Source organism: Helicobacter hepaticus ATCC 51449 (genome assembly GCF_000007905.1).
GTDB classification, from domain to species: domain Bacteria; phylum Campylobacterota; class Campylobacteria; order Campylobacterales; family Helicobacteraceae; genus Helicobacter_C; species Helicobacter_C hepaticus.
This window is the reverse complement of record NC_004917.1, coordinates 1620879-1645407: the sequence shown is the minus strand read 5'-3', so window position 1 is coordinate 1645407 and position 24529 is coordinate 1620879. Positions and strand designations below refer to the sequence as shown.

The following is a 24529-nucleotide window of genomic DNA, read 5'->3' as shown; positions in this document are numbered from 1 at the left end:
ATTTTTGTAAATAACCCCTTAAAAAGTAAAGCAAAAGAATAACTTTGTTACTAAAATAAATTTTTTAAATCACTTTTACGCATTTATACCTTCACTCCTACATAGAGTGTAGAAATATTAGCACTATATCCTTTAATAAAATAACTTTTCACTCCCCTCTGTAAGAGTTTATTTGCAAGTTCTTCGCTGCTTACAAAACCCTCAATAGAATTTGGTAAATACTTATAGGCTCCATAATTACGAGAAATAATCCCCCCCACTACAGGAAGAATCTTGCGCGTATAAAAGCGCATAAATATATCAAGTAACCCTCTAGGCTTGTTGTTCATAAATTCTAAAATTACAAGAACACCCCCACTTTTAAGCACACGCACAAATTCATCAAGTGCTTTATCAAGCTCTACGACATTGCGTAATCCATAAGCAATTGAGAGAATATCTACACTTTGGGATTCTACACATAATGCCTTTGCTTCGCCAATATCAAGCATTAAAGTATCAGATGTAAAAAATGGTGTAAGTTTCTTTCTAGCTACATCAAGCATACCACTAGAAGGGTCAATTCCACGCATTTGTGTGATATGTTTATGTGCCTTTTGTGCCTCATTATGCCAATGCAATAACATATCACCTGTGCCACACGCCACATCAAGCACACACTGAATTTCATCTTTGCCCAAAGCCTCATAAGCTTTCTTGCAAGCCTCTTTACGCCAACTCACATCAATACCCAAACTCATCACGCGATTTGCCCTATCATAGCTCGGAGCAATATCATTAAACATATTTACAATTTGTTCTTGTTTTTCACTCATTTTTACTCCTTCCTACTTGCAAACACGCCATTTGCTCACGCACAAAAGATTCAAGCACCTCAATTTGATGACAAGTTTGTGTTACTGCTGTGCCACCAAGAGTATTACGTGCATTCATAGAATACTCTAAACACAGCACAGCTTTTACACCTTGTTTAATCCGAGAATCTACACCCATAATCTCTTTTTCGGATAAATCGCTTATATCTACACCTTTGCTCTCTGCATACGCTACGACTTGCCCGGTGATATGATGTGCATCACGGAATGCCACACCACACTCACGCACTAAAAAATCTGCCAAATCAGTAGCACTCAAATGTCCAATTTTCGCCATTTTATACATATTTTCAGGGTGAATACTCATAGTTTTAAGACATTCTTTGAGGATTCTAAGGCAAAGCCCCACATTTTTAAGTGCATCAAACACGCCCTCTTTATCCTCTTGCGTATCTTTATTATAAGCAAAGGGTAATCCTTTCATTACACAAAGCAGTCCCATAAGCTCCCCATACACGCGCCCACTCTTTCCGCGCAAAAGTTCAGGCACATCAGGATTCTTTTTTTGTGGCATTATAGAGCTTCCCGTAGCATATTCATCACTTAAAGAGATAAATTTAAATTCCGAGCTACTCCACAGCACAAGCTCCTCTGCCACACGAGAAATGTGCATCATTATCATAGAAAGGGAATAAAGCATATCAAGGGCAAAATCTCTATCACTTACTGAATCCATTGCATTAAGCGTAGGTTCGTCAAACCCTAACTCTTGGGTAAGGAAGATTCTATCATTGCCATAAGGTGTGCCTGCTAATGCACCACTACCAAGCGGACATTTATTATTGCGCGTATAATCACTCAATAATCGTTCCACATCTCGTTTAAAATTACACGCCCACGCTACAAGAGCAAAACCAAAATTAATCGGTTGTGCGTGTTGTAAATGCGTCATACCCGGCATAATCGTGCTAGTATGCACTTTTGCTATTGCAAGGATAGATGCCATAAGCTCTAAAAGCAAATTAACAATCTCCTTATTGCTTTTTAACACATATAACCTAAAATCAAGTGCCACTTGGTCATTACGGCTACGCGCAGTATGAAGCTTTTTACCTACATCACCAATAAGTGCAGTAAGAGCAGATTCTATTGCCATATGTATATCTTCATCACTTGCATTAAATACAAACTCACCTCTACTAATGCGCTGTGCAATAATTTCAAGTCCATTGATAATTTCTTGTGTTTCTTCCTCACTCAAAACGCCAATTTTATGAAGCATTTTTGCGTGAGCTTTTGAACCTTTTATATCTTCTTGCCATAGCTGCTTATCAAAGAAAATTGAAGCGTTAAATTCCTCTAAAAGCGCGCTTGAATCTAATTCAAAGCGTCCTCCCCATAATTTTGCCATTTATCATCTCCTAAAATGGCTTACACACTGCCAAAAAGACAATCACAATAACTAAAAGTGTGGGAATCTCATTAAAGATTCTAAAAAATGTATGGCTTTTGGTGCAAGTGCCTTTATCTAAAGTCTTAATAAAATATCCACATACAAAATGATAAATCACAAATAAAAGCACAAATATAAGCTTAATATGAAGCCACAAGCCAGAATCAGCCACTTTAAATAATGCAGGATTAAGTGCTATCATCACTCCTCCGCTAAGCAGAGTAAGCACTAATGCGGGCAAACCAATATATTTATACAGCCGCATTTCTTGGAGCTTGACAATTTCTACAAACTCCAATTTATCCGCATATTGCGCGTGATAAACAAATAATCGTGGGAGATAAAAAAACATTGCCATCCACGAAATGAGCGCTACAATATGCAACACTTTAATATACAAATACTCCATTGCCTTGCTCCTTTAATTTATTTGGGATTTGCTATGAAAACAAAGTTGTTATTATACATTGTTTTAAACATTTCAAGGTATTTCTTTTCTCCTTGAACCCTCACTTGCACGCCAAAGGGCAAAAAAGCCTCTTTTTCAAAACATAATCCTAACTTTTTAGCCTCATATTCGCATACAGAAAGTGCAGAATAAGCAATTTGTAACTCAAAAGTCTCCGCGTGTATGTAATCAACGAGTAATCCCTGCATTTTAGCAGATTCTATTGCATTTTGCACTGCATTTGTATAAGCTCTCACCAAACCGCCAACACCTAATAATGTGCCACCAAAATATCGCACTATTACCACGCCTACTTCAACAAGCTCCTCTCCACGCAATACATTTAGACTTGGCGTGCCACTACTTCCCCTTGGTTCTTTATCATCATCAAAAGATTCTAGAATCTGCCCATATTCATTATAATGCCTACTCGCACTCACAAAATGCACAGCCTTTGGGTGCTGCTCTTTTAAACTTGATAAGCTTTCATTAAATTGCGCAAAAGGAAAAAGAAAGCTTAGAAACTTTGAACCTTTGCTTTCAAAACTGCCTATTGCTTGTATTGGCATTTGTTTTGTTGCTTGTGAGGCAAGAGTTTTCATCTGCGCAAATAATAAGTTGCGTGCTCACCTTTTAAACGCATTTCTTTACCCTCTTTTTCTATGACAAATTCCCCCTCCAAAGAGCGCACAAACCAAAATTCATATCTACTACTTTCGCTTGGGTGGCAAAGTCGGCGAGACGCTCCGCTAGCACTTACTTTAAGTTTTTTACCCCTTAGTGCAAATGTAGCAAAATAATTATTGCACACACTCACACCAAAAATACGATTTTCTTCAGTATCAAAGCTCATAGTTGATTGAGCCTCTTTCCAAATAGGTTCAAACTCCTGCCCGTCTTTAAGTGTAAATTTATACACATACCATTGTTTCTCATCTTCTAAAAGTGAATCTTTATATTCTTGTGTGATAAGATTCACAAAACATCCACTCATAGTTAATGCCACAAGCACAACTAAAGCTCCTTTTATGAAAGATTTGTATGTCATTTTCACCCCATTTATATTGATTGAGCATTATTATAAGCCATTTATAAGCGTGCCATTATAGAATCTCAATGCAAACAAATGCACATTATAAAAACATAAGGAGAGCAAATGCGCATTGATTTACACAATCACACAAGCCTTTGTCATCACGCTACAGGCACGATGAGAGAATATGTGCAAAAAGCACTTGCGCAAAATATTAATGTATTTGGATTTTCTTGTCATTCCCCTATGGCATTTGATGAAGCCTATCGTATGAGCGTGCAAGAACTGCCTTTATACTGCGAGGAAGTGCGTGCCTTGCAAGAGGAATTTAAAGATAAAATTGAGATTCTTTGTGCGCTAGAGGTGGATTATATCCTCCATAGAGAGGATTTATTAGAATCTTGCATATTAGAATATCCCTTTGATTATCTCATTGGTTCAGTGCATTTTTTAGGCACTTGGGGATTTGACAACCCCGCATTTATTGGCGAATATGCTAAGGTGGATATGAAAGAGTGCTGGAAGCAATATCTTAAATCTATTGAGAGTATGGCACAAAGTGGATTGTTTCAAATTGTGGGGCATTTTGATTTACTTAAACTTTTTGGACATAATATTCCGCCCTCTTGTGAAATAGAGCTTACTTTAGCTTTAGAATCTATTGCTGATAATCATCTTGCACTAGAGCTAAACCCTGCAGGGTGGCGCAAACCTATTAATGAAGCCTATCCAAGCAAATCTATTTTACACAAAGCACATAAGAAAGGTATTCCTATTACATTCGGTTCAGATGCACATAGCATAGAACATATCGGATTTAAATATGAGGATTTATGCGCCTTAGCCAAAAGTGTGGGGTATAACTCTGCGTTGTATTTTAGACAAAAACAACCTCAAAGTATTAGATTCTAAAGATTTGATAAAGTATAAAGAACAAGTAAAATCTAAGAAAAACTAAATACTTTCAATCAAATACACAACGTATAATAAAGCAAAAAAAGAAAGAGTGAACTTCTAAGAGAAAGTCTCCAAAGCCTAAGGCTTATGCCCTAAGCTTTGATTATTAAAGGAGAGGGGATTAAAGAATTAGAAATCCCATTTAAATCGTGTAGCAGCAACCACACCTGTTCGTTTATATTGTGCATTTGCTACTCTTTCACTACCTGAAAGCCCATAATAAGCTATTTGAGGAGCAAAAGTGAAGTTTGCATTGACTTTATAAGGGAGATTGATAAACGCAGAATATCCGTGTAGTTTTCCATAACTACTAACTGATGTTCCACCTGTTGTTGCTTGACCATCACCATTAAATGTTGCTTGATATCCTGCACCAATTGCAAGAGATAAATCACTGCTTAATTTTGTGCCAAACTCTACAAGCCCACCTGTTCTTATTGCATTAAGCCCAATATCAGTGTCAAGAGGGTTAAGTAAATAGCCACCTCCATTATATGTAGTGTTTTGCTCACCATAAAGATGTCCATTTTTACCATAATGTGCGAGCACAGAGATATATGCGTTACCAAAAGTAGGTTTTAACCCAGCCCATACGTGCCACGCATTAGCTCCAGCCAATGGGCTGGGAGTAGTTAGATTATTAAGCCCATTAAAGTATTTATATGTCCCTGCGATTTTTAATAATGGCTGTCCATTCGCACCTTTGATTGTATAAGCTGCAGCAATACGAGGGGATTCTTGATTTAAATCTCCCCTACCATTACCAGCAGTTACTTCAATAAGTGCAAGACTCAATCCTGCTACATTATATTGAAGTTGGATTTGACGATTACCTGTAGCGACACCACCAACCCCTTGATAGCCATTATCGTTATTTAACCAGTTGCTTGTGAAAGCATTATCAATCGTTGGAGACATTGCTTTACCAAAAAGGATTTGTCCTATATTTGTATCATAAGCTCCCCAATATTCGCGATAAGGTGTGCCATCACCGCTTATACCTGTTTCTTTTGCACCAAGTTCTACTTTTGCACTAAATTTACCAGATTTTACCTTCACACCAAATTGTGAGTTATTTTGCACCCCAATTAGGTATCCTGCATTTGCTCCACCATTACCAGTTTCACCATAACCCATATAACCACGAATAGAACCATATAAATCAACTTTAGTATCATCAGCATTATATACTTCAAAAGCTGCTGCTGGTAAAACAAGAAGAGCTGATAAAGCACTACTTACAACAATTTTTTTCATTAGAAAACCTCCAAAAAGTTAATAATCCGATAACGGATGGGGCATTTTTGCAAAAAAAAAGCACTTTGTCAATAAAAAAGTAAAATTTAGCTTGAAAAATACTCTTATGAGGGTTTTAATCTTTGAGAATCTGCATAAATTCTGCTCTTGTTCTAGAATCTTTTTTAAAAAGTCCGCGTAAAGCAGAAGTAATAATATGAGATTGTGGCACATTAGAGCGCATTTCAAGGCAAAGATGTCGTGCTTGGCAAACTATCATTGCCCCTTTGGGTTTAAGCTCAGCAATCAGCGCATCTGCAATCTGGGCAGTCAAACGCTCTTGAATCTGTAATCTATGTGTAAAAACCTCTGTCAATCTTGCTAAGCCACTAATACCTACAAGCTTTTTATCAGGGATATATCCAATAGAAATATGCCCAAAAAATGGCAAAAGATGATGCTCGCATATAGAGTAAAAATGTAGCTTTTTAAGCACTATCATTTCATCACATACGCCATCTTCAAAGACACTACCAAGCGCTTGTTTCGGGCTTTTGGCATAGCCATTTAGCATATCGGAAAATGCACTAGCAATGCGCTTTGGTGTATGAAGTAATCCCTCACGCGTAGGATTTTCGCCGACATTTTGACATAAAGATTCAAAAAATGCTTGCGCATTGCACTCTAAGATAGAATCGTGGCTAGATTTTTGCATATTTTCTCGCTTTTTAAAAATTGCGCGTTTTGCATTGTGCAAATTGTATAATATTTTTGCTTATGCTTTAATTTCAATGTTTATATCTCACCTTATTCGTGCGATTTTATCCATTGCTTAAAAATGTTGTCCAAGTAATGCTTTTATACGATTTTGTATGCTTGGATGTGTGCTTAGAATCTCACCTATGCCGAAAAGATAGGCATTTGCTCGTGTGGGATTTGGCTCTTGATAATTATTTTGCGCATAATCTTGGCTAATTTTTTGTAATGCCCGAACCATTGGCTCACTTTCTTTCATTAAATATGCTGCTCCAGAATCCGCCATATATTCACGATTACGAGAGATAAAAAGGCTTAGCACAAGTGTAAGAAGTGGGAGGACAAATTGTAAAATGAGCAAAATACTTCGTGCTGCCCTTGCTCCTTGAGATTGAGCAGAGCTAAAATAAAAGGCAAAAATATTCACACCTAAAAGCATAATGTTGCTTAAAATCCCTACACACATCGTTAATCGCACATCTCCGTGCCGAATATGGCTTAACTCGTGCGCTACTACCGCTTTTAGCTCACTCTCATCTAATCGCTCTAACAACGCTGAAGTAACAGCAATCATAGAATTTTTTTCATTCCACCCACTCGCAAAAGCATTCATATAAGGGGCTTCCATAATATAAAGTGCGGGTTCAAAAGAACAATTTGCACTTCTAAGTAAATCTTGAAATACACCATACAGGCGAGATTCTTGACGAGAGAGCACATTATTAGGATTAATGCGTTTATATTCATTGCCACTTAGCATAATGCGTGAGAAACGCTGCACGCTAAAAAGAATAATGCCCACTGCCACCACTGCCATTCCAAAGGTAATAAGAGGAAATTCATAAAAACTAAGAAGCATTATAAACCCCTCTTGTAAGCTAGGAGCGTCAATGCGAATAATATCTGCAAGCAAACCAATAAGTATAAAAATGATGATATATATAGCCAAAACCGCATAAGTTTTAAGCTTATTTTGAGCAATAATTCGTTCAAAATGGGAGTTCATTCTCTCCTCCTTAATATTTAACTTACTATTTAATAAGTGATATTATGGCAAAGTTTTGCAAATTTTTGAAAAAGGAAAGATATGTCTAAAAAAGCACATTTTACACAGAATTTAACCCACATATATGCAATGAGCAAGGATATAAATGCGCATTTATATGAATTTTTTGAAGCGATAAAATCACACGATAAGCCTCACTCACCCGCAATACAAGAAAAATATCAAATCCTTTGCACACTTGCCAAACAATGCTCACTCAAACCCACAACACCTACTCTTATGGCTTTAGCAGAGCGTATCATTAGTTTGCGTGAGGAAAAAATCGTGCAGATTCTAAAAAACCAGCCCACATCTCAACATACATCTAAATCTGCACCCTCTTTGGAAATGCAAGAAAAGCATATAGACGCTTGCAGGACGATGCTACTTGATTTTGTAATGAATTATTATGAGAAAATTCAAAGCGAGTTTATAGAATCTATCCATAAAGAAAAGTTTTTAAGCGCATTTTACCGAGAAGTTTTGGATAGCACACATCGTATAGGTAAGGCGATGAATGGGTTTTTTAAGGTGTGGCAAAAACATCTTATTGATGGAATCAATCGTGATTTAGAACATTCATATCGCTTTGAGGAAGCTCTTGCTTTGCTTGAGCCGACTTTGGAGCGCGATAAAGAAGGAAAAATAGCTGGGCGGTGCTATTCTGTGCCACAATTTTTGCCTCATACCCACTCTTTTACCTCTTGTGCCTATAACAAAGCCTTTCCTAAAGAAGTAAAACACATACTTGAATCTTTGCAATTAAGCATTGAGCGTCTAAATGGTTTAAAAGATGAAATATACAATCGCAAAGAAGCTTATATTGCGTATTTTAAAGCACTTTATGCTGCGTGGGCTGAATGTGAGAGTGCTTATCTCATAGAGCGGTGGCAAGAGGTGGATTCAAAATGGCTAGATATTGATACGCCTTTACAAATAGCGCACCCTTTTGAATATTACGAGGATATTTATCGTCATAGTGTCGCACCTGAATGGGATTTGCGCCTGCAAAGTCCTCAAAATATGCTGCCCTCACATACAAAGGCAAATATAAATGCAATGTTTGAAATGATGAGTGAGGAATTAAATGCAAGCGAGATGTTAAAAGCTAGTGTGCGAGGTGCATTAGAGCAAACTAAACTTTATAATGCGCTTCCTGTGCTCATCTATGGTGCTGAAAATAATGGCTTATTCTCTGCCCAAGTTGTGCCAAATGATGAGCATATCTCACATTTAAAGGGTAAGAAAATTTTTGCATTCCCTGATAGAATCATTGCACAAGAAAGAGCCAAACCGCAAATGAAAATAAATGCAGAGTTTTTCCCTGCTGCATTTTTGCAAGATATGCGTGATGTGTTATTTGATAATGAATCTTTATGGCATTATATTTACGATATAAGCACAAATGGGCACGAATTTGGACATATTTTGTGGATTGAGGGAGAGAGCGAGAGATGTATGAATATTGATGGGGAGTTTAAAAATATTGAGGAGTTTAAAGCCACTTGTGGTGGGCTTGTAGCATATTTTCTGCATTATGAGAGCAAAATTAATAATGCACAACAAACACACAAAGATATAGCACTCTATGAAGCACAACTTGGCGGTAAAGAGCATATCCTCACTTGTTTGCTTAATGACACAATCACTCGTGCAATAAAACTTATGGCGTGGCGAGAGAGCATTGAGGTGCGTGCATATTATTGTGAGGGATTAATCCACTTAAGCGGTATGTTTGAAAGCGGTGTGCTTAGATTCAATCAATCTCTAAGCCCTAAGTTACAAATTGATACATCACGATACAAAGCATTAATGCAATGGTATCAACGCACTTATATTTCACTTGCAAAACATTATCTACAAAAATCCCCTGCAAAGGAATGGCTTAAAGATTTTGTGCAAACAGATGGCTATTATCCTACAAATGCGCAAGTAAAAGCTTTTTCAGAGCATTATTGGGAGCGATATAAGCTTATTGGTGGGGAGATTCTATAAAGAATCTTAAATGTATGTATTAAATCTCACTCTTTTTTGGTTTGTAAAAACGCTTGTGCTTTTGATAATAATGCTTCTTTTGTATTGCTCACTCGCTCGTGCAACACTTCTTGATGTAAAAAATGGAGAATCTCCCCTATTCTCTTACCCTTTGGCACTCCGATATAGATTAAATCTCTGCCATTAAGACATAATTCTTTTAATTCTAAAGGCACAGAGGAAGCAAGAACACACTCTAAAAGAGAATGGATAGAATCTAGCATTTGAAGTTTTTGCGCTTTATCCGCTGTATCTTGCGCATTTATTACCGCAACCTTGAGTTTAAGCATATCTTTAAACATTGCTTCACCTTTTTTGCGCCCTCCCATATCTACAAGCATCGTCTTAAGCGTGGTGAGATTATTGTTTAAAGGCTTTTTAACATAGACAAGCAGGGAGCAAATATAGTCCTTGTTATATGTGTCAAATTTAAGCGATTGCAAAATATCTCGTGCTTTTAATTCATCTGTGTGATACAAAAACGCTACCCACGCTAGAGTGTGGCTACGAGGAGTAAGATTGTCTAGTATAGAAAGTGTATGTTGCCATAAAGTATTATTTGCAATTATTTCACGCATTTGTGAGAGAATTTCACTTATCACAAATCTAAACTCATCAAGCACTACCTTTACCCACGCTCCACACAAAAGCTTTGTAAATTCCACTCTTATACGCTCTTTGGCGATAAGACACACTTTAGAGGAAAGTGAAAAAATCGCTTCTTTTGTATGAAAATCTATCTCAAAACCAAGTGTAGAACTAAAGCGCAAAGCGCGTAGAATCCTCAAAATATCTTCATTCAAACGAGCAAACGCATCACCTACACACACAATACGCTTGTGTTGCAAATCTGCTAAACCTCCCACCTCATCAATAAGCCCACTACAAGGCGCATAAGCAAGAGCATTAATTGTAAAATCTCTTCTTTGTAAATCCTGTGCAAGGGAGCGCGTGAAAGTAACATTTTTGGGGGAACGCGCATTTATATATGAGCCATCAATACGAAAGGTTGTAACCTCATAACTTTGAGATTCTATCAAAACGCTTATAGTGCCATATTTTAACCCTGTGTGAATTGTGTGTGCAAAAAGCTTCATCACTTCTTGTGGCAGGGCGGAAGTCGTAATATCATAATCATTTATAACATAAGGTATATGGGAGTTTTGAGCAAGAAGCATATCTCGCACACAACCGCCCACAATATAAGCCTCATATCCTGCACTCTGCAAACTTTCAAGGATATATAAAACCTCTTTTGGGAGAGTAGGCGTAAAAATATGTGTTTTCATCTTAGACAATATGCTTATTCTTAAGCCCACATCGCACACGCAATATGCCAAATCGTAAAATAAAACGTCTAAACAATGGAATAAACATAAAAGGATAACGCACATAATGCCTCAAAAGTGTTTTGCATACAAGGAATCTTGTGCGTTTTGTATAAGTGCGATGAAGCAACTTATACCACAATGCTATATCTTTGTTGCGGGAGAGAGCATTAAATTCTTCATTGTTGAGAATCTCACTTAGAATCCTTGAGCTATTCATCGCTCCACTAATACCCTCCAGAGTGCTTGCATTAATAAATCCTGCCGCCTCGCCAACAAGAAATACACCGCTATGTCCTTGCACAAAATCACGCCACCTCGTAGGAGTAAGCACAAGACAGGCTTCACGCTTAAAGGGTTGTCCAAAAATAAATCCTAAGTTTTTTAACCGCTCTTTTTGTGTAGCAAATGCCCTTTTGCATTGCTTATGAGGATATGCTCCGCCAAAAATAAAATACTCATCTTTAGACATACTCCAGCTATAACTTGGACTTAGCTCTTTATCAAATATACAAGAAAGCATTGAATTAGTAGATTCTTTAAACCACTCTTGGATACATACAAGCGAGGGTATTTTAAGCTGTGGATAAAGCCAGCGGCGAATATGACTTTTTGCACCATCTGCACCTATGACAAGTCGCGCATTGCAATGATAAGATATATGTTGAGAATCTTGCTCTTGTGTGAAATAAATGGTATAAAATCCTTGCTTTTGCTCTATGCGTTTAAAGTATGCCTTATGAAAAGTATGAATATGAGGAGGAATAAGCGATTTTAGCCATAAATCAAAGCGATGTCGCTCCATATTAATATAAGCTTTTTGAATATATGAAGCATAGGGATAATGCCAATCAATAGTATTAATCGCAAAAATTTGCGGATTTGCTAAAAGTGTATTTGGGAGATTTAAACCCTGCATCGCAAAAGCCTTTTGTGCACCTTGAGAGAGTAGCCCACCGCAAGGCTTATGAAAATGCTCATCATTGCAATGCCCTTGTATGTCTTTTTTATCAACTGCGATAACTTTAAGATGAAGGTTTAAAAGTGCAGCAAGATTACTCCCTGCCACACCTAGCCCGATGATAGCTATATCATACTCTCCTAAATCCACACTCATTTTTGCCCTTATATTTAATAAATCAAGGTGCGATTTTAGCTGATTTTTGTAATATGGGGCTTAATTAAGAATCTTTAAATACAATCTTATAAATAAAATATAAGGAGCTATGATGAATCTTTTTAAAACTTTTCGTGTGCTTGATGCGCTTTATATTCTTTTACTTGGCGCAGGTGTAGGCTGTATTATAGCTTGTGTTTTTGCTGCAGCGACAATTTTTAAAGCTGGAGAGTTTCTTCCACAGCTTTCTATAAGCGATAGTGGCTTACTTATGGGAAAAATTTTCCTCAAAAGCAATGTGTTTTTTAATATACTTGCAGGCGTGATTATTGTGTATGAATTGCTTACATTTTGGAGTGCGCAACTCTTTAACTTTAGCAATCAAAGGCGTTTTTGGGCGCTTATTGGTGGTATTAATGTAATTATGATTTTTCTCTTCACACTGTATTATACACCTTATATTATGGAAGCTCAAGCGCTTGGTAATATTGCCACACCCGAATTTGATTCTATGCACAAGCAAAGTGAGCTGGTATTTAAGATTCTATTGGTAGGTTTAAGTGTATCGGCACTTTGGAGAGGATTCATCGGCAGCACTCCTGCCACTTTTAATACTAAAGCCTAGAATCTTAATTTTTTAGCTTTTATCAAAAATTATAGCCTAACCCACTCATTATGTATTGAAAATCCTCATTATAAAAGCTGATATTGTTTTTGCGCTTTTCTTTTTTATAACTTGCAAAAAATAAAACACGAGGATGAAAAAAGTTGAGTTTATACATTGTAAAACTTGCTTGAGCCACAAAACCAGTTCTAAGTTTGTTAAAAATAGGATTGATTGCTAGAGTTTCATACTCAAAATATCCAAAACTCGGTTTGAAAACAAGTGTTCCTTTCATCAAAGGAATGTTAATATCTATTTTGCCACCAATATTTGAATAACTCTCTGCCTCACCATCTGCAACTATATAATCATAATGCGCTAAAATTTTAACAATATACAATGAATAACCAATTTCACCTTGATGCAAAAATTTATTGCGCCTAAGAGATGGATAAGGTATGCTTTCGCCTTTATAATCGTGATGTTGCAACACATAATTCACAAATAAGTAATGATAGGGAGAGAACATATAAGATTGTGTGATACCAAAACCAATTTTACTTAGATGCCTTTCTTTACGTGCTCCTTCAATATAAGGATTAGCATAGGCTCTTTCATATATAGAGCTAATAAGCGCAAATTCGCTTTTAAGTCTTTTTTTTATCAAAGTGCTATATCCAAGCTTTAATCCTCCTAACTCTCTGCCACTAAAGCCTTTTAAAAAAATCTTATCTTCTCCCCAAATACCATTATAAGAAACATCTAAGCCGATTAGAGGGATAGGCTGATAATAATTGTTTGGTTTAGCTTGAAGGCTACTTAAATAATCCTTTGGTTGGGGAAATAAATGACTATTGATGATTCTCACTCCAGCTCCAAGTATGATTGTGCCATGAAAGCCATTTTTTGTATTTTCTTGAGAAAAGCAAATAGTTAAACAAATTCCTAAGAAAAAAACTTTTTTATGCATAAAGTATCCCTCCTATTTGATAAAACAGCCAGGCATACTATCAAAAAAAAAAAAAACACAAGAAAAATATAAAACAAGAAAGTGTTAAAAGCTAAGTAGGGGAAGAAATGTTACAAAAATGTTAAAAAGATTGAGTAGGTTATTTCTAAGCCTACTCAATTAACCTCAATTATTGTTTGAGATTAAGTAAAGTATTAAGAATCTGGTCTGAAGTTGTTACTGCTTTTGAGTTTGCTTGGAATCCTCTTTGCACAACAATAAGCTGTGTCAAAGAGCGACTTAAATCCACATTACTCATCTCAAGTTTTGAACCAGACACACCGCCTCTGCGCCCTGTATTTGCTGCGCCCACCATTGGTTCCCCAGAGTTTCCTGTTTGGGAATATACATTTCCTCCCTCTGCTTGCAAACCGGCATTATTTGCAAAGTTTGCAAGTGCCACTTGAGCAAGGGCAATGGAGCGTCCATTACTAAATGCACCAAGCAAAGAACCATTGGAGTCAAAGCGAATATCCATTAAATCCCCTGCTTGGTAGCCATTTTGGTTAATTGAATAAGTTTCTGAAATCTTATCTACGCTCGTTAGCCCACCAAAAGTTTCGTTTGCTCCAAATTTAAGTTCCAATCTTTGTGGTCCTTTTGAACCATTTTTTGGGTCAAATTGTAAAACAGGTGGATTCATACCTGAAAGCGAACCATCACTATTAAAACTTGCTCTTCCACCTTCAAAAACATTTGGCTTAGTGATAGAACCTCCAATAAATTGTGCAGGTTCAGGCACAATCGCACGGAAACTCCATACTGCATCACCTGTTTTCCAAAACTCAAAGCGAACATTATGCTTACTTCCCAAACTATCAACAATATCTACACTTGTAGCGTGTGTGGCTTTGACAATTTTGCCCGTATTTACTGCTGCACCACCTTCAATCAAAGAAGCTGTATTTAAAGCTTTCATTGTTTCTTTAAAAAGCACATTATTTGTTACATTATCGGAAAAATGGCTTGTAACATATAAACTAAGATTACGTTGTTCATCATCGGCATCATCGTGATTAGCAATCTCAAACATACCCCAACGATTAATTGTTACTCCTACCGTAGCTGTGCTTTCATAATAAGTTTTTTCAGGATTTTTAATCATATTCGCATCATATTGTATGAGGGCGCGCAAGTCTTCTGTTGTTCTAAATTGCCCGGTGGTAGAATCTGCATCTTCAGATTTAGTATAGCGGTATCTAAAAGCAGTAATATCTTCTTCGCCTTGAACAAAATTTTGCAACACGCCTGTGCCACCAGAAGTAATACGAATATTTTTTACCTTTTCCCCGCCGTCCATTTGATTGCGATTCTCAATTCTTAGCTGTCCTGCATCTACATAAGCATTTACACCTGTTTTATCACGCAATGAATTAATAGCATTTTGTGCGGCTACGATTGAGCTTACACCCGTAATCGCAGAGTTATTTGAAAAGCTGACTTTTTCACCATTGATACCTATTGTGCTCACTTCATTTGTTACAACGGTTTCGTGGCGAATAGCAGCTGTTTTATAACTTAACCAAATACCTTGATTTTCATTTAAAGCAAATGCATCACCATCATCATTAAATAACACACCCAAATCCTCACCTACTTGTGTAAGCACTCCACGCGAATCGTAGATAGCCACTACGCCATCTGCTGCTGTTTGTGCCGTAGAATCTAAAGCTGCAACATCTTGCATTTGGTCAATATGTCTTCCTGCATTCAAATTAGCGCGTAAAGTAATAGTTTTGGTTGCGCGCGCTGGCATAACCATACCGGGGTCAATTTGAATATTGCGCACAGGTCCCGTATTATCTACCCTAAAAAAATCAAAATCACTCATTGTGCCAGATTCTGCTGCTTCTAATGGCGGACGCACCCAACCTTGCACAACATACCCACCTGTGGTTACAAGATTCCCATTCGCATCAAAAAGAAATTCGCCATTACGAGTATAATTATGTGTTGTGCCTCTATCAGGAGAAATAATAAAAAAACCATCGCCCTCAATGGCAACATCTGTTTTTACATCTGTATTTTGTGTGTTTCCCTGTGAAAATACTTTTGTTGTCGCATCAATCCCAACACCTAGTCCTACCGAAAAATCATTTTGCCCTCCTAATCCATTCTTATAAGGCGAAGTTGCAATAAGCTTAATTTGTGAAAGCATATCCACAAAAGATGCTCTTGAGTATTTAAAACCAACGGTATTGACATTAGCAATATTGTTACTTTCCACATCAAGCGCAATTTGGTGCGCCTGCATACCACTAACCCCTGACCATAAAGACCTTAACATATTACATCCTTTCTGATAGAATCTACGATATTTATAACGCACTTACAAGCAATAGATATTCCAATTTTGATAAATTTTATGTATAAATACTAAAAATTTTGTTTTTTTCAGACTAATTTCACTTTGCTTTAAAAAATATTTTATGCTAGTATTGTGCCTATTTATAGCATCTAATAAAGGTAGAGTATGAAAGAAAACTTACATTCGCTTATTTATCTTGCCCAATGTGATACAACTACGGGATTTTTAAGCCATAATGCGGAGATTCTTAATCTTTGCAAATCACGCCCTAAAGAACAGCCTCTCCTTATAGAATCTAGCTCTCTTCATACTCTCAAAACACTTGTTCGCGTGCCAAAAAAACATAAAAATAGGATTCGTAAAGCCAAATATGCAACTTTTATCTATCCAAATAAAAAAGCTCTAAGGCTTGTGCGTGAAGGGCTACATTCATACTTTCTTAAGGAGTTTAAAACTCTTTATTCCACCTCTGCAAATCCCACCAAGGAAGATTTTAATGAAATATGGGCACGGGAAAAATGTGATGTAATTGTATTAGATAAGCGAGGTTTTAGTCAAAAAACACCCTCGCGTATTTATAAAATCAACCAACATACAATCCAAAGGAGACGATAATGCGCATTGATAAGTTTCTAAGCAGTGTTAATATCCTTAAACGGCGCAAATTGGCGCAAGATATGTGTGAAAATGGTGTGATAACAATCAATAATATCATAGCAAAACCAAGCAAAGAGGTGCGCATAGGCGATATTATACACCTGCGATATCTTGAATATACCAAAATTTATAAAGTCCTTGCAATTCCTACGACAAAGACAATACCCAAATCACAAAGCAATGAGTATTTTAAAGAAATTTTTGAGTAAATTACACTTTAAGATTCTAAAAGCCATTCACAAGTAGCAATACGTTTTACTTTACCTTTAAATAAAATATGAGAATCTTCATTCATATATAAGTGCAAAAGTTCCTTACTTGGGGGAATAAGAATAGCAGATTTCTCACATAACCCAAGTTTTAAAGCTAAAGCAAATACTGCAATCGCACCTGTGCCACACGCTTGAGTAATATCCTCAACACCGCGTTCATAGGTGCTATAACTTATCGCACCCTCTCCTATAAAGCCAAGACTTACATTTGCGTTATATTTATGTCTTAAATCTTCAAGCAATCTATCTTTTTGTGTAGGCAAAGCATTCTCTTGTGAAACAAATCCCACCAAATGTGGCACACCAGAATCTAGCAAGTTCCACGATTTCACACCATAAGGATTAGATTCTATAATATCTTCTTGCAATAAAGCACACTCACCTAAATCACTCTGTACTAAAGAAATGTCGTTATCATCTAGTGTAATGCCAATAAGTCCAACTTTACTTAAAAAAAAGTGTCGTTTTTGAGCAATACCCTCTACATACGCATAATGCCCTACACTCCGACTTGCATTACCACACATTTTTGCAACAGAGCCATCAGCATTATAGAATTCCCATTCATAGGCATAATCTTTATTTATAGCAGGAATAACTGCCACCATACCATCAGCACCAATGCCATTATGTCGCTCACAAACACTTTTTGCTAAAGCAGTGCGAGAGCCATCATCATAGGTATGAGTAGTGAAAATAAGAAAATCATTGCCATTGCTACTATATTTTACAAAACGCATACAATCCTCCATTTTAAGAACTTTGCACACAATCTACACAAGGTAAAGATTGTATATAAGTTTCTGCATTATGTTGCAAAGTGCGCAAATCACCCTCATTATTAATTATATCATCAGCTAAACGACATTTATTCTCAATGGGCATCTGTGCATCTATACGCGCTTTGGCTTCTTCAAAAGTAAAATTATTTCGTTTCATAATGCGCTCAATCGCTTTTGCTTTAGGCGTATAGATGACAAGTGAGCGAGCCACAGGATAGGCTTCCTTACCCCCAACTTCAAAAAATAAAGGAATATCTATAAAATACCATACTTTCTTTTCTTCAAGCTGCTGTGCTTGAGTAAGAATTGCCTTTTGGATATGTGGATGAAGTATAGCTTGTAACTCCTCACGTTTAGATGATGAAGCAAAAATAATATTGCCAAGCACTTTGCGATTAATTGTATTATCACTTTGCAAAATCTCATTACCAAAATATGCAATTACCTCCGCACTATGTTCTTCAAGCACTTTATGTGCTATGGAATCTGCACAAATACTTTGGTATCCATAAAGCGAGAGTAAACTTACAAATGTGCTTTTGCCGCTCCCTATTGAACCAGTGAGGGCAATTGCATATCTTAGTTGCTTATCCATAATTAGAACTTTGCAATATCCTGTATTTTCTCAAATATAAAATTTGGCAAGGTAAAAGCATTTTCGTGAATCTTAGCATTGTAATAGTGCAAATGAGGTAGCAAATCTATTTTTTGGAGCAGCATATCTGCACAAGGATGGAAATGTTTAGAAGCAAAAATATAGCTTTTATCGCCTAAAATGCTCAAATAAGGAAAAAAAGGCATAATAATCTTAAAAAATGGTGCATATTCTCTTATCTTTTGCATAAATACTTCCTCTTCAAGGAGTGGGTGATGACTTCGCACTATAAGTATACCCTCATTTGTAAGCATACGTGATAAACCATCAATCTGATGTTTATCTAATAAAGAATCTGCAATAATGACATCATATTTTTTAATATCCAAATCCATAGCTTGAGTAAAAAGCGCAAAATCATTATGCGTTATCGTTTGCTGAAAATGCGGCAAAAAACTCACAAGAGAATCTAAACTCTTCTTGTCTGCTTGCACACAATCTACTTTTACATTGTGTTTGAAACATTCATAAGCAATTTCAATATTAAAACTATTAAAAAGTAGGGCATTCTTTGGAGCAGGTATAGAACAAAGCGGAATATGAGCGAGCAATTCAGATTCTATAAAAATATATTTTTTTAATAAAAGGTGCTTTTTATCAATCATCGCCACTTCTTCAAAATCAACACTTTTAAAAATTTCTATGGTATGGGTGCTACGCGCGTCTAAAATTTTAGTATCAACAATATATTCTTGTCTGAAGTTTGATGTAAGTTCCCGAGTAATCCACATATTAAAACCTTATATTTATCTATGCTCAAAAAATCTAAAAGAATCTATGAAGTAAATCTAACTCCCTTACAGGTGCTTATGGCACACAAATTTATGAGATGCTCTGCTGTGTTCCCACCCTGAAGCGTTGTCTCACAAACCTATTGCATAAGTCTATAAGGAAGCAGGAGATTATATCGTTTGAGGACTTAAAAGTGATTGAAATAAATCAACCCTCACTTGGTTTTTTAGGATAACAAAAACGATAGCCTCTACGACGAACCGTTTCAATTGTGCCAATATTGAGAGGTTTATCCATTTTTTGACGAATTTGATTTATTGCCACTTCAATGACATTAGGTGTTACAAGCTCCGGTTCTTCCCAAATTGCATCAAGAAGCTGTTCCTTTGAAACAATTTGGTCACGATGACGCGCAAGATGCGTAAGCACCTCAAAAGGTTTACCCTTAACCTCAATTTCTTGCCCTCTATAAGTAATTTTTTCTTCATCGGGATTAATCACTAAATCTTCAATCTCAATTACACTTGAACCCCAAAAACGCAATCGCGCTTGGATTCTAATCAAAAGCACTTCAAGGCTAAAAGGCTTAGACACAAAATCATCTGCACCCTCTTTAAATGCGCGTATTTCATTCTCTGCTGAAGTTTGAGCAGATATTATAATGACTGGTGTTCGGGGAGATTTTTCTTTTACCTGTGCAATTATATCAATCCCGCAACCATCGGACAAATCCCAATCAGCCAACACTAAATCGTAATTTCTAATGCTAATAAAATATTCACCATCCTTAAGATTCTCTGCGATATCAGTCTGATAACTACGCTCATTAAGCATTTCTGCAATATTTTTACATAAGGTAGGATCATCTTCTATGACTAAGATTCTCATTTTCTCTTCCTCTCAATACTTAAATTTAGCTTGAATTATAGCACAGATTATAAAAATATTTTGCCAATTCTAAAATTTCTTGTATTTGAAGTGGCAAATAACACCCTTTTTAACCAAAAAAGACTATCTTTGGCGCTATAACGTTTAAGTGCATCATTATTTTCTGTAGCTTGGTTTAAGCCTTCCTCCATTGTATAAAATGCCTCATAGCCCATACTCTTTGCTGTGCGAAGTAATCCTTGATTATAATTCCCATCAGGCCACGCAAGATGCTTTGTCTGCACACCAAGTTGCTCTTGAATCAATCTCTTTGATAATTCAAAATCCTCGTGCCACGAAAGTGAAATAATATTTGAAAATTGATAAGTGTGCGTCATTGACCCTATGCTAAAGACATCTTGCATTGTGCGGATTTCTTCCCAATTACACATCACACTGCGTGCGTTGTTTAATATGGCATTTTTACATTGTTCGTGAGGCAAAGAAACATATTCACTTGTTAGCTTTGAAGCCTCATCAACCCATTCTGTTACCACAAATAGTCCAGCTTTTACCCAATAATGCTTCATAATCTCATAAGCGTTTTGATACACATCACGCCACGCTCCATCAAAGCTTAGTAACACACATCTGCGCGGAATAAGGCTATTATCTTTTTTAAAAGCAATAATATCATCAAGGCTTAAAAAACTAAAAGACTTTTTATGCAAATACTGAATTTGTTTTTCAAAAGTCCCCAAAGATACGCTATGAGAATCTTGCATATCACGAATATGAGTATATCGGAGTATAGGAATACATATCATAGATAATTTACCAACGACATTTGATTAATTCTGCTTGTTGAAGCGAGCACTGCATTATAATTTGTAGTAAGATTGGAAAAATGATTATAAGTTTGAGCAATATCTGTGCCAATTACATCACTCTTAATAGATTCTATTTGCACACGTAACACTTCATTACGTCTAATTGTATTCTCAAAACTGCGACTATGTGCTCCATTTAATGCTATCATTTTCTCAATATGATCGCTCAAATGCCCAAAAAGCTCAATACCATTTTGGATTCCCTTATTACGCATTTCACTTGTGTATTCTTCCCCATAAGCATCAGGACGATATACTCCTGCTCGGACTGCTTCAATAATACCATCAAGTGAGCGGAAAAAATCTACATCTGGCTGGTCAATTACAAGAGCGTTATTAGCATTGAAAGTAAGTGAAGCACGATGATTGTGGATACTTTGTTCACTAAAATCGCTGCTTGAAGCATTATACATCATAAATTTCATACGTGAAACAGAGCGCATTTCATCACTAATTTCAATACGTCCATCATAACTCAAATATACGCTCACATTGCCCTTTGTTTGTTTTAAAAGTGCCTCATAAGCACTTTTTCCTGCTTGAGTTGGCAAGCCATTTTGTGTTTGCAAGGCAAGGTAGTGCTCCATAGGCTGATTACTATAATTAAGTGCAATGCCGATTGTGTCAAGAATCTGACGATAAGTAACATCATCGGCTTTGGTAACGCTAACCGCTGGTGGCTCATCGTGCGGATTATACAACGGAATAAAAAATTCTTGTTGAGATTTTGGGTCATTTATATTAAAGTCTGCATTTGGCAACACTAAATATGAACCCTTATTGCTTAATTCAATCCTTGCATTTACAGGTATCCCATTATGATCATCAAGAACTAAATGATAAGTTTGCCCATCAAGACTACCTCCTGCCACTTCAGAAAGTTTTGTTTCATCATTTGCATAACCCATACCATTTGCAAGTATCTGTGATACATTAGAAATAAGTTTAGAACCTTGATTATCAAAACTTACTTGATCATATTCAGTGCGATAATCACGCCTTATACCTTTTGTCTCCACTCCCATATCATTAAGTGTAGTAAGTGAAAGACTAAAACCACTTGGTCCATTAAATGGTAAATCCATCATATCCTTATCTTTATGAGTTACATTCATATCTCGTAATACAATCTCTCCGCGTATAATCTCACCTTCAATCTTACCACCAAAATGTTTTTTAATCATTTCAAGCAAATCTTGCACTTCTAAATCATCATCAACATTAATATTTAATGCCTCAATAGGCTCTTCATTAATTGTTCCATCATCGTGATTTGGACGCGTTCCTCCAATCACAAGTGTTTTAACATCTTCGGCAATCACATCTTTAATCTTTGTCCTAAGGGTAGCTGGAAAATTGTCTTTTGTAAGAAATGTAGAGGGAAATTTCAAATCGCGATGGTCATAATTATCTTTGATGGCTTTAATATGACTTTGAGAAAATTGTCCCATAAAAGGACTTTTTTGATAACTTGTAACCCTCGCTCCAAGTGCTGGTAAATCATCAAGATTCTCTACATCTGCATCACTTGAGATAAGATGAAAATCTAAGTTTGCATTCCCGGGCTGCAAGTTTTTAATTTCAATTTCTCCCCAAAAATTTAAATTCACATCAACTACTTTATTTTTACTTGTATTGCCAAACTCTTTACCAATTTTATCAAGCAAATCTTGCACTTTTGTAGCATTTTTAACATTTTTGTAACCCACATCAAAATCAAACTTACTCTTAAAACTTGTGCCATCTGGACGAACACCACGCAAATAGAAGTATTCTTTGCCATTGTTGCTCGTATCATCGTCATTGTCTCCAAGCAAATCCCGTAAGGTATCTCCAACTTTAATATACACTTCTTCTGGAATATCACCACGTTTGATTCTATCCATAATGTCGTTATTAAGCTTAGTTTGGTTAAATTTGCGAATATTAGTTGTGATACTTTTATGATGGTCAGAATCTCGCCCAAAAAATAACTCTTCTCCTGTAATATTATAAGGTATGGGATTATTATTGCTTACCAATGCCTCTAGTGTTTCATTATTACCTTTATATGTGCCATCAGGGTCAAAAGGACGAATCTTCACATTACTTCCAGCAAAAAGAAATTCACCACCAATAGAAGTATTAGCAATATTAATCATATGCTCTTTGAGCTTTTCTAAATCTCTAGCAATGGCTTCGCGAGAAGTTGGGGAGTGTATATCATTTGCAGCTTGAATAAGTTTCGTATTGAATTGCTCGGCAGTTTGAGAAAGTTCTGAAAGTGCTTTATCGGTATTAAGCGTAGAAGTATAAGCATCATTTCCCACATCAATACCTTGGTCAAGATTGATTTTTTCATATTCAAGTTTTAGATTCTGGTTAAATACACTACTATCTTGGTAGCCATATTGAATCTTTAAGCCAGAAGCAATTTTAGTATTCATATCCATAAGCTTACTTTGCATCGTGCCTTGATAATAATTCATTTGGTTATATTTTGTGCCAAATGTAACCCTCATTAGTTATTCCTTACTTTGATTTGTATATTAATCATCTCTCTACATCGGCATTTTAAGCAAAAATAATACCTTTTTTGCAAAATCTTGTTTCTTCTTTAAAAATTTAGCGTAAAATATCAAGAGTTTGCTCCTGTTGTTCGTAAATAATTTTGCTCTTATCCCACTCTACATTTCCCTCACGTTTCTTTGTGCCCTTTTTGAGGTCTTCCACCCCTTTTTCATTACCACTTGGTATTTTTGCCTTACCTTTAATGCTTTTGTGATAAAATGTCGTAGGAGAACCACCAAAATGACTTGTTTTTTTATCATAATTTGACTTTGCTTCACCCATTACCTCAGCCTCGCTTTTACCAAGCAATTCGGGTGGAACTGGTAATCGTTTAACTGCTCCGTTAGGACTAATTTCCATAATACCTAGCAATACACCTCTTTTATGGTCAATCATCAGTGTTTGATTGGGTTTAAGGTTTAATTCTATGCGCGAGATTGTCTCAAAATCAAGAATCATATTATCTGCCCACATTACTGCTACGCTTGCAGTTATAGCTATTAATATACCCTTTATACGCATTTTTACCCCCTATGATTTAGACTTTAATGATAGAATTATAACCTATTTTTTACTCTTTAAAGGATTTTTATGCAAACAATCTCATCAGTTAGCACCCTAAAAGCTCCACAAGCCATCGGTCCCTACTCTCAAGCTCAAATTTATAATGGCATTATTTACACTTCAGGGCAAATAGCCCTTAATGCACAAGGTGATTTTGTGAATGGCGATATAACTGCTCAAAGCACACAGGTGCTTGAAAATCTTAAAGCTATTTTAGAATCTGCCGGAAGTAGTTTGCAAAAAGTCATCAAAACAAGCGTTTTTTTAAGCGATATAAATCACTTCAATGCACTCAATGAAGTCTATGCAAAGTATTTTGGCTCACACAAACCTGCACGAAGCACAATTGCTGTTAAAAGTCTTCCAAAAAATGCACTTGTAGAAATTGAATGTATAGCTATACTCTAATCTTTTAAG

25 protein-coding genes and 1 other RNA gene are annotated in these 24529 nt (G+C 36.3%); 6 read left to right on the top strand and 20 right to left on the bottom strand.

All coding sequences use genetic code 11. The features are described 5' to 3' along the window. Positions 1-83: 83 nt before the first annotated feature. From ubiE to HH_RS08285, 5 genes are read right to left on the bottom strand one after another with little or no spacing between them, the layout of a single operon-like run. Positions 84-815 carry a bifunctional demethylmenaquinone methyltransferase/2-methoxy-6-polyprenyl-1,4-benzoquinol methylase UbiE gene (gene ubiE / locus HH_RS08305; RefSeq protein WP_011116558.1) on the bottom strand — a complete coding sequence of 244 codons (732 nt, stop codon included), beginning with the start codon at positions 813-815 and terminating at the stop codon, positions 84-86. After that, entirely contained in the window at positions 808-2226 is a 1419-nt protein-coding gene (gene argH / locus HH_RS08300) for an argininosuccinate lyase (protein WP_011116557.1), read from the bottom strand. The genes ubiE and argH overlap by 8 nt, the downstream gene beginning before the upstream one ends. 10 nt (positions 2227-2236) lie before the next feature. Next, positions 2237-2677 (bottom strand): protoporphyrinogen oxidase HemJ, encoded by a 441-nt coding sequence (gene hemJ, locus HH_RS08295; protein WP_011116556.1) that lies wholly within the window; start codon positions 2675-2677, stop codon positions 2237-2239. Positions 2678-2694: 17 nt separating this feature from the next. Then, the gene (locus tag HH_RS08290; RefSeq protein ID WP_148141028.1) at positions 2695-3285 is read right to left on the bottom strand and encodes a YigZ family protein; all 591 of its coding nucleotides are present in this window, start codon (positions 3283-3285) and stop codon (positions 2695-2697) included. Positions 3286-3314: 29 nt separating this feature from the next. Continuing rightward, entirely contained in the window at positions 3315-3764 is a 450-nt protein-coding gene (locus tag HH_RS08285) for an META domain-containing protein (protein WP_226989490.1), read from the bottom strand. A 108-nt stretch (positions 3765-3872) separates the two neighbouring features. Between HH_RS08285 and HH_RS08280 the strand changes: the two genes are divergently transcribed. Beyond that, the gene (locus HH_RS08280) at positions 3873-4661 is read left to right on the top strand and encodes a histidinol-phosphatase (RefSeq protein WP_011116553.1); all 789 of its coding nucleotides are present in this window, start codon (positions 3873-3875) and stop codon (positions 4659-4661) included. A gap of 174 nt (positions 4662-4835) precedes the next feature. Here HH_RS08280 and HH_RS08275 read toward each other — a convergent pair whose 3' ends face one another. The 3 genes from HH_RS08275 to htpX all read right to left on the bottom strand — a co-directional run bounded on the left by HH_RS08275 (position 4836) and on the right by htpX (position 7704). Then, positions 4836-5963 (bottom strand): hypothetical protein, encoded by a 1128-nt coding sequence (locus HH_RS08275; RefSeq protein WP_011116552.1) that lies wholly within the window; start codon positions 5961-5963, stop codon positions 4836-4838. Positions 5964-6078: 115 nt separating this feature from the next. Further along, complete coding sequence (folE, locus tag HH_RS08270) at positions 6079-6657, bottom strand: GTP cyclohydrolase I FolE (RefSeq protein ID WP_034368022.1); 579 nt, start codon at positions 6655-6657, stop codon at positions 6079-6081. 117 nt (positions 6658-6774) lie between these two features. Beyond that, positions 6775-7704: a zinc metalloprotease HtpX gene (gene htpX, locus HH_RS08265; RefSeq protein ID WP_011116550.1), complete on the bottom strand. Its 930-nt coding sequence runs from the start codon at positions 7702-7704 to the stop codon at positions 6775-6777. 81 nt (positions 7705-7785) lie between these two features. Here htpX and ciaB point away from each other — a divergent pair, with 81 nt between their 5' ends. Continuing rightward, positions 7786-9738 carry an invasion protein CiaB gene (gene ciaB / locus HH_RS08260; protein WP_041309151.1) on the top strand — a complete coding sequence of 651 codons (1953 nt, stop codon included), beginning with the start codon at positions 7786-7788 and terminating at the stop codon, positions 9736-9738. 26 nt (positions 9739-9764) lie between these two features. Here the strand turns inward: ciaB and HH_RS08255 are convergent, their stop codons facing one another. Next, positions 9765-11066: a CCA tRNA nucleotidyltransferase gene (locus tag HH_RS08255; RefSeq protein WP_041309149.1), complete on the bottom strand. Its 1302-nt coding sequence runs from the start codon at positions 11064-11066 to the stop codon at positions 9765-9767. A 1-nt stretch (position 11067) separates the two neighbouring features. Further along, positions 11068-12222, bottom strand: a complete 1155-nt coding sequence (locus tag HH_RS08250; protein WP_011116546.1) for an FAD-binding protein — start codon at positions 12220-12222, stop codon at positions 11068-11070. A 112-nt stretch (positions 12223-12334) separates the two neighbouring features. Here HH_RS08250 and HH_RS08245 point away from each other — a divergent pair, with 112 nt between their 5' ends. After that, entirely contained in the window at positions 12335-12847 is a 513-nt protein-coding gene (locus HH_RS08245; RefSeq protein ID WP_011116545.1) for a DUF4149 domain-containing protein, read from the top strand. A 22-nt stretch (positions 12848-12869) separates the two neighbouring features. Here the strand turns inward: HH_RS08245 and HH_RS08240 are convergent, their stop codons facing one another. Together HH_RS08240 and flgE are read right to left on the bottom strand one after the other, a co-directional pair. Further along, entirely contained in the window at positions 12870-13796 is a 927-nt protein-coding gene (locus HH_RS08240) for a DUF2860 domain-containing protein (RefSeq protein WP_011116544.1), read from the bottom strand. A gap of 169 nt (positions 13797-13965) precedes the next feature. Further along, positions 13966-16122, bottom strand: coding sequence for a flagellar hook protein FlgE (gene flgE / locus HH_RS08235; protein ID WP_011116543.1), 2157 nt, complete (start codon positions 16120-16122; stop codon positions 13966-13968). Between the two features lie 186 nt (positions 16123-16308). Here flgE and HH_RS08230 point away from each other — a divergent pair, with 186 nt between their 5' ends. Beyond that, the gene (locus tag HH_RS08230) at positions 16309-16758 is read left to right on the top strand and encodes a hypothetical protein (RefSeq protein ID WP_011116542.1); all 450 of its coding nucleotides are present in this window, start codon (positions 16309-16311) and stop codon (positions 16756-16758) included. Next, a complete protein-coding gene (locus tag HH_RS08225; protein ID WP_011116541.1) occupies positions 16758-17009 on the top strand; it encodes an RNA-binding S4 domain-containing protein in 252 nt (83 codons plus the stop codon). Before HH_RS08230 ends, HH_RS08225 begins: the two co-directional genes overlap by 1 nt. An 8-nt stretch (positions 17010-17017) precedes the next feature. On the opposite strand, the gene dapF is transcribed toward HH_RS08225, so the two are convergent. The 8 genes from dapF to HH_RS08190 all read right to left on the bottom strand — a co-directional run bounded on the left by dapF (position 17018) and on the right by HH_RS08190 (position 24070). After that, positions 17018-17812 (bottom strand): diaminopimelate epimerase, encoded by a 795-nt coding sequence (dapF, locus tag HH_RS08220; RefSeq protein ID WP_011116540.1) that lies wholly within the window; start codon positions 17810-17812, stop codon positions 17018-17020. A 13-nt stretch (positions 17813-17825) separates the two neighbouring features. After that, the gene (coaE, locus tag HH_RS08215) at positions 17826-18449 is read right to left on the bottom strand and encodes a dephospho-CoA kinase (protein WP_011116539.1); all 624 of its coding nucleotides are present in this window, start codon (positions 18447-18449) and stop codon (positions 17826-17828) included. A gap of 2 nt (positions 18450-18451) precedes the next feature. Then, entirely contained in the window at positions 18452-19240 is a 789-nt protein-coding gene (locus tag HH_RS08210; RefSeq protein WP_011116538.1) for a spermidine synthase, read from the bottom strand. Positions 19241-19302: 62 nt separating this feature from the next. Then, an RNA gene (gene ffs, locus HH_RS09910) (signal recognition particle sRNA small type) lies at positions 19303-19400 on the bottom strand. A gap of 48 nt (positions 19401-19448) precedes the next feature. Further along, positions 19449-20129 carry a homeostatic response regulator transcription factor HsrA gene (gene hsrA / locus HH_RS08205; RefSeq protein WP_011116536.1) on the bottom strand — a complete coding sequence of 227 codons (681 nt, stop codon included), beginning with the start codon at positions 20127-20129 and terminating at the stop codon, positions 19449-19451. A gap of 47 nt (positions 20130-20176) precedes the next feature. Beyond that, positions 20177-20935: a polysaccharide deacetylase family protein gene (locus HH_RS08200; protein ID WP_011116535.1), complete on the bottom strand. Its 759-nt coding sequence runs from the start codon at positions 20933-20935 to the stop codon at positions 20177-20179. Beyond that, the gene (gene flgL / locus HH_RS08195) at positions 20932-23499 is read right to left on the bottom strand and encodes a flagellar hook-associated protein FlgL (protein WP_011116534.1); all 2568 of its coding nucleotides are present in this window, start codon (positions 23497-23499) and stop codon (positions 20932-20934) included. The genes HH_RS08200 and flgL overlap by 4 nt, the downstream gene beginning before the upstream one ends. A 103-nt stretch (positions 23500-23602) precedes the next feature. Further along, complete coding sequence (locus tag HH_RS08190; protein WP_011116533.1) at positions 23603-24070, bottom strand: hypothetical protein; 468 nt, start codon at positions 24068-24070, stop codon at positions 23603-23605. 69 nt (positions 24071-24139) lie between these two features. Between HH_RS08190 and HH_RS08185 the strand changes: the two genes are divergently transcribed. Further along, complete coding sequence (locus HH_RS08185; protein WP_011116532.1) at positions 24140-24520, top strand: RidA family protein; 381 nt, start codon at positions 24140-24142, stop codon at positions 24518-24520. Positions 24521-24529: the final 9 nt, after the last annotated feature.

What these genes read in the sequence shown, in the direction of transcription:
- ubiE (WP_011116558.1), bottom strand. Translation starts at nt 815, where the DNA reads ATGAGTGAAAAACAAGAACAAATTGTAAATATGTTTAATGATATTGCT.
- argH (WP_011116557.1), bottom strand. Translation starts at nt 2,226, where the DNA reads ATGGCAAAATTATGGGGAGGACGCTTTGAATTAGATTCAAGCGCGCTT.
- hemJ (WP_011116556.1), bottom strand. Translation starts at nt 2,677, where the DNA reads ATGGAGTATTTGTATATTAAAGTGTTGCATATTGTAGCGCTCATTTCG.
- HH_RS08290 (WP_148141028.1), bottom strand. Translation starts at nt 3,285, where the DNA reads ATGCCAATACAAGCAATAGGCAGTTTTGAAAGCAAAGGTTCAAAGTTT.
- HH_RS08285 (WP_226989490.1), bottom strand. Translation starts at nt 3,764, where the DNA reads ATGACATACAAATCTTTCATAAAAGGAGCTTTAGTTGTGCTTGTGGCA.
- HH_RS08280 (WP_011116553.1), top strand. Translation starts at nt 3,873, where the DNA reads ATGCGCATTGATTTACACAATCACACAAGCCTTTGTCATCACGCTACA.
- HH_RS08275 (WP_011116552.1), bottom strand. Translation starts at nt 5,963, where the DNA reads ATGAAAAAAATTGTTGTAAGTAGTGCTTTATCAGCTCTTCTTGTTTTA.
- folE (WP_034368022.1), bottom strand. Translation starts at nt 6,657, where the DNA reads ATGCAAAAATCTAGCCACGATTCTATCTTAGAGTGCAATGCGCAAGCA.
- htpX (WP_011116550.1), bottom strand. Translation starts at nt 7,704, where the DNA reads ATGAACTCCCATTTTGAACGAATTATTGCTCAAAATAAGCTTAAAACT.
- ciaB (WP_041309151.1), top strand. Translation starts at nt 7,786, where the DNA reads ATGTCTAAAAAAGCACATTTTACACAGAATTTAACCCACATATATGCA.
- HH_RS08255 (WP_041309149.1), bottom strand. Translation starts at nt 11,066, where the DNA reads ATGAAAACACATATTTTTACGCCTACTCTCCCAAAAGAGGTTTTATAT.
- HH_RS08250 (WP_011116546.1), bottom strand. Translation starts at nt 12,222, where the DNA reads ATGAGTGTGGATTTAGGAGAGTATGATATAGCTATCATCGGGCTAGGT.
- HH_RS08245 (WP_011116545.1), top strand. Translation starts at nt 12,335, where the DNA reads ATGAATCTTTTTAAAACTTTTCGTGTGCTTGATGCGCTTTATATTCTT.
- HH_RS08240 (WP_011116544.1), bottom strand. Translation starts at nt 13,796, where the DNA reads ATGCATAAAAAAGTTTTTTTCTTAGGAATTTGTTTAACTATTTGCTTT.
- flgE (WP_011116543.1), bottom strand. Translation starts at nt 16,122, where the DNA reads ATGTTAAGGTCTTTATGGTCAGGGGTTAGTGGTATGCAGGCGCACCAA.
- HH_RS08230 (WP_011116542.1), top strand. Translation starts at nt 16,309, where the DNA reads ATGAAAGAAAACTTACATTCGCTTATTTATCTTGCCCAATGTGATACA.
- HH_RS08225 (WP_011116541.1), top strand. Translation starts at nt 16,758, where the DNA reads ATGCGCATTGATAAGTTTCTAAGCAGTGTTAATATCCTTAAACGGCGC.
- dapF (WP_011116540.1), bottom strand. Translation starts at nt 17,812, where the DNA reads ATGCGTTTTGTAAAATATAGTAGCAATGGCAATGATTTTCTTATTTTC.
- coaE (WP_011116539.1), bottom strand. Translation starts at nt 18,449, where the DNA reads ATGGATAAGCAACTAAGATATGCAATTGCCCTCACTGGTTCAATAGGG.
- HH_RS08210 (WP_011116538.1), bottom strand. Translation starts at nt 19,240, where the DNA reads ATGTGGATTACTCGGGAACTTACATCAAACTTCAGACAAGAATATATT.
- hsrA (WP_011116536.1), bottom strand. Translation starts at nt 20,129, where the DNA reads ATGAGAATCTTAGTCATAGAAGATGATCCTACCTTATGTAAAAATATT.
- HH_RS08200 (WP_011116535.1), bottom strand. Translation starts at nt 20,935, where the DNA reads ATGATATGTATTCCTATACTCCGATATACTCATATTCGTGATATGCAA.
- flgL (WP_011116534.1), bottom strand. Translation starts at nt 23,499, where the DNA reads ATGAGGGTTACATTTGGCACAAAATATAACCAAATGAATTATTATCAA.
- HH_RS08190 (WP_011116533.1), bottom strand. Translation starts at nt 24,070, where the DNA reads ATGCGTATAAAGGGTATATTAATAGCTATAACTGCAAGCGTAGCAGTA.
- HH_RS08185 (WP_011116532.1), top strand. Translation starts at nt 24,140, where the DNA reads ATGCAAACAATCTCATCAGTTAGCACCCTAAAAGCTCCACAAGCCATC.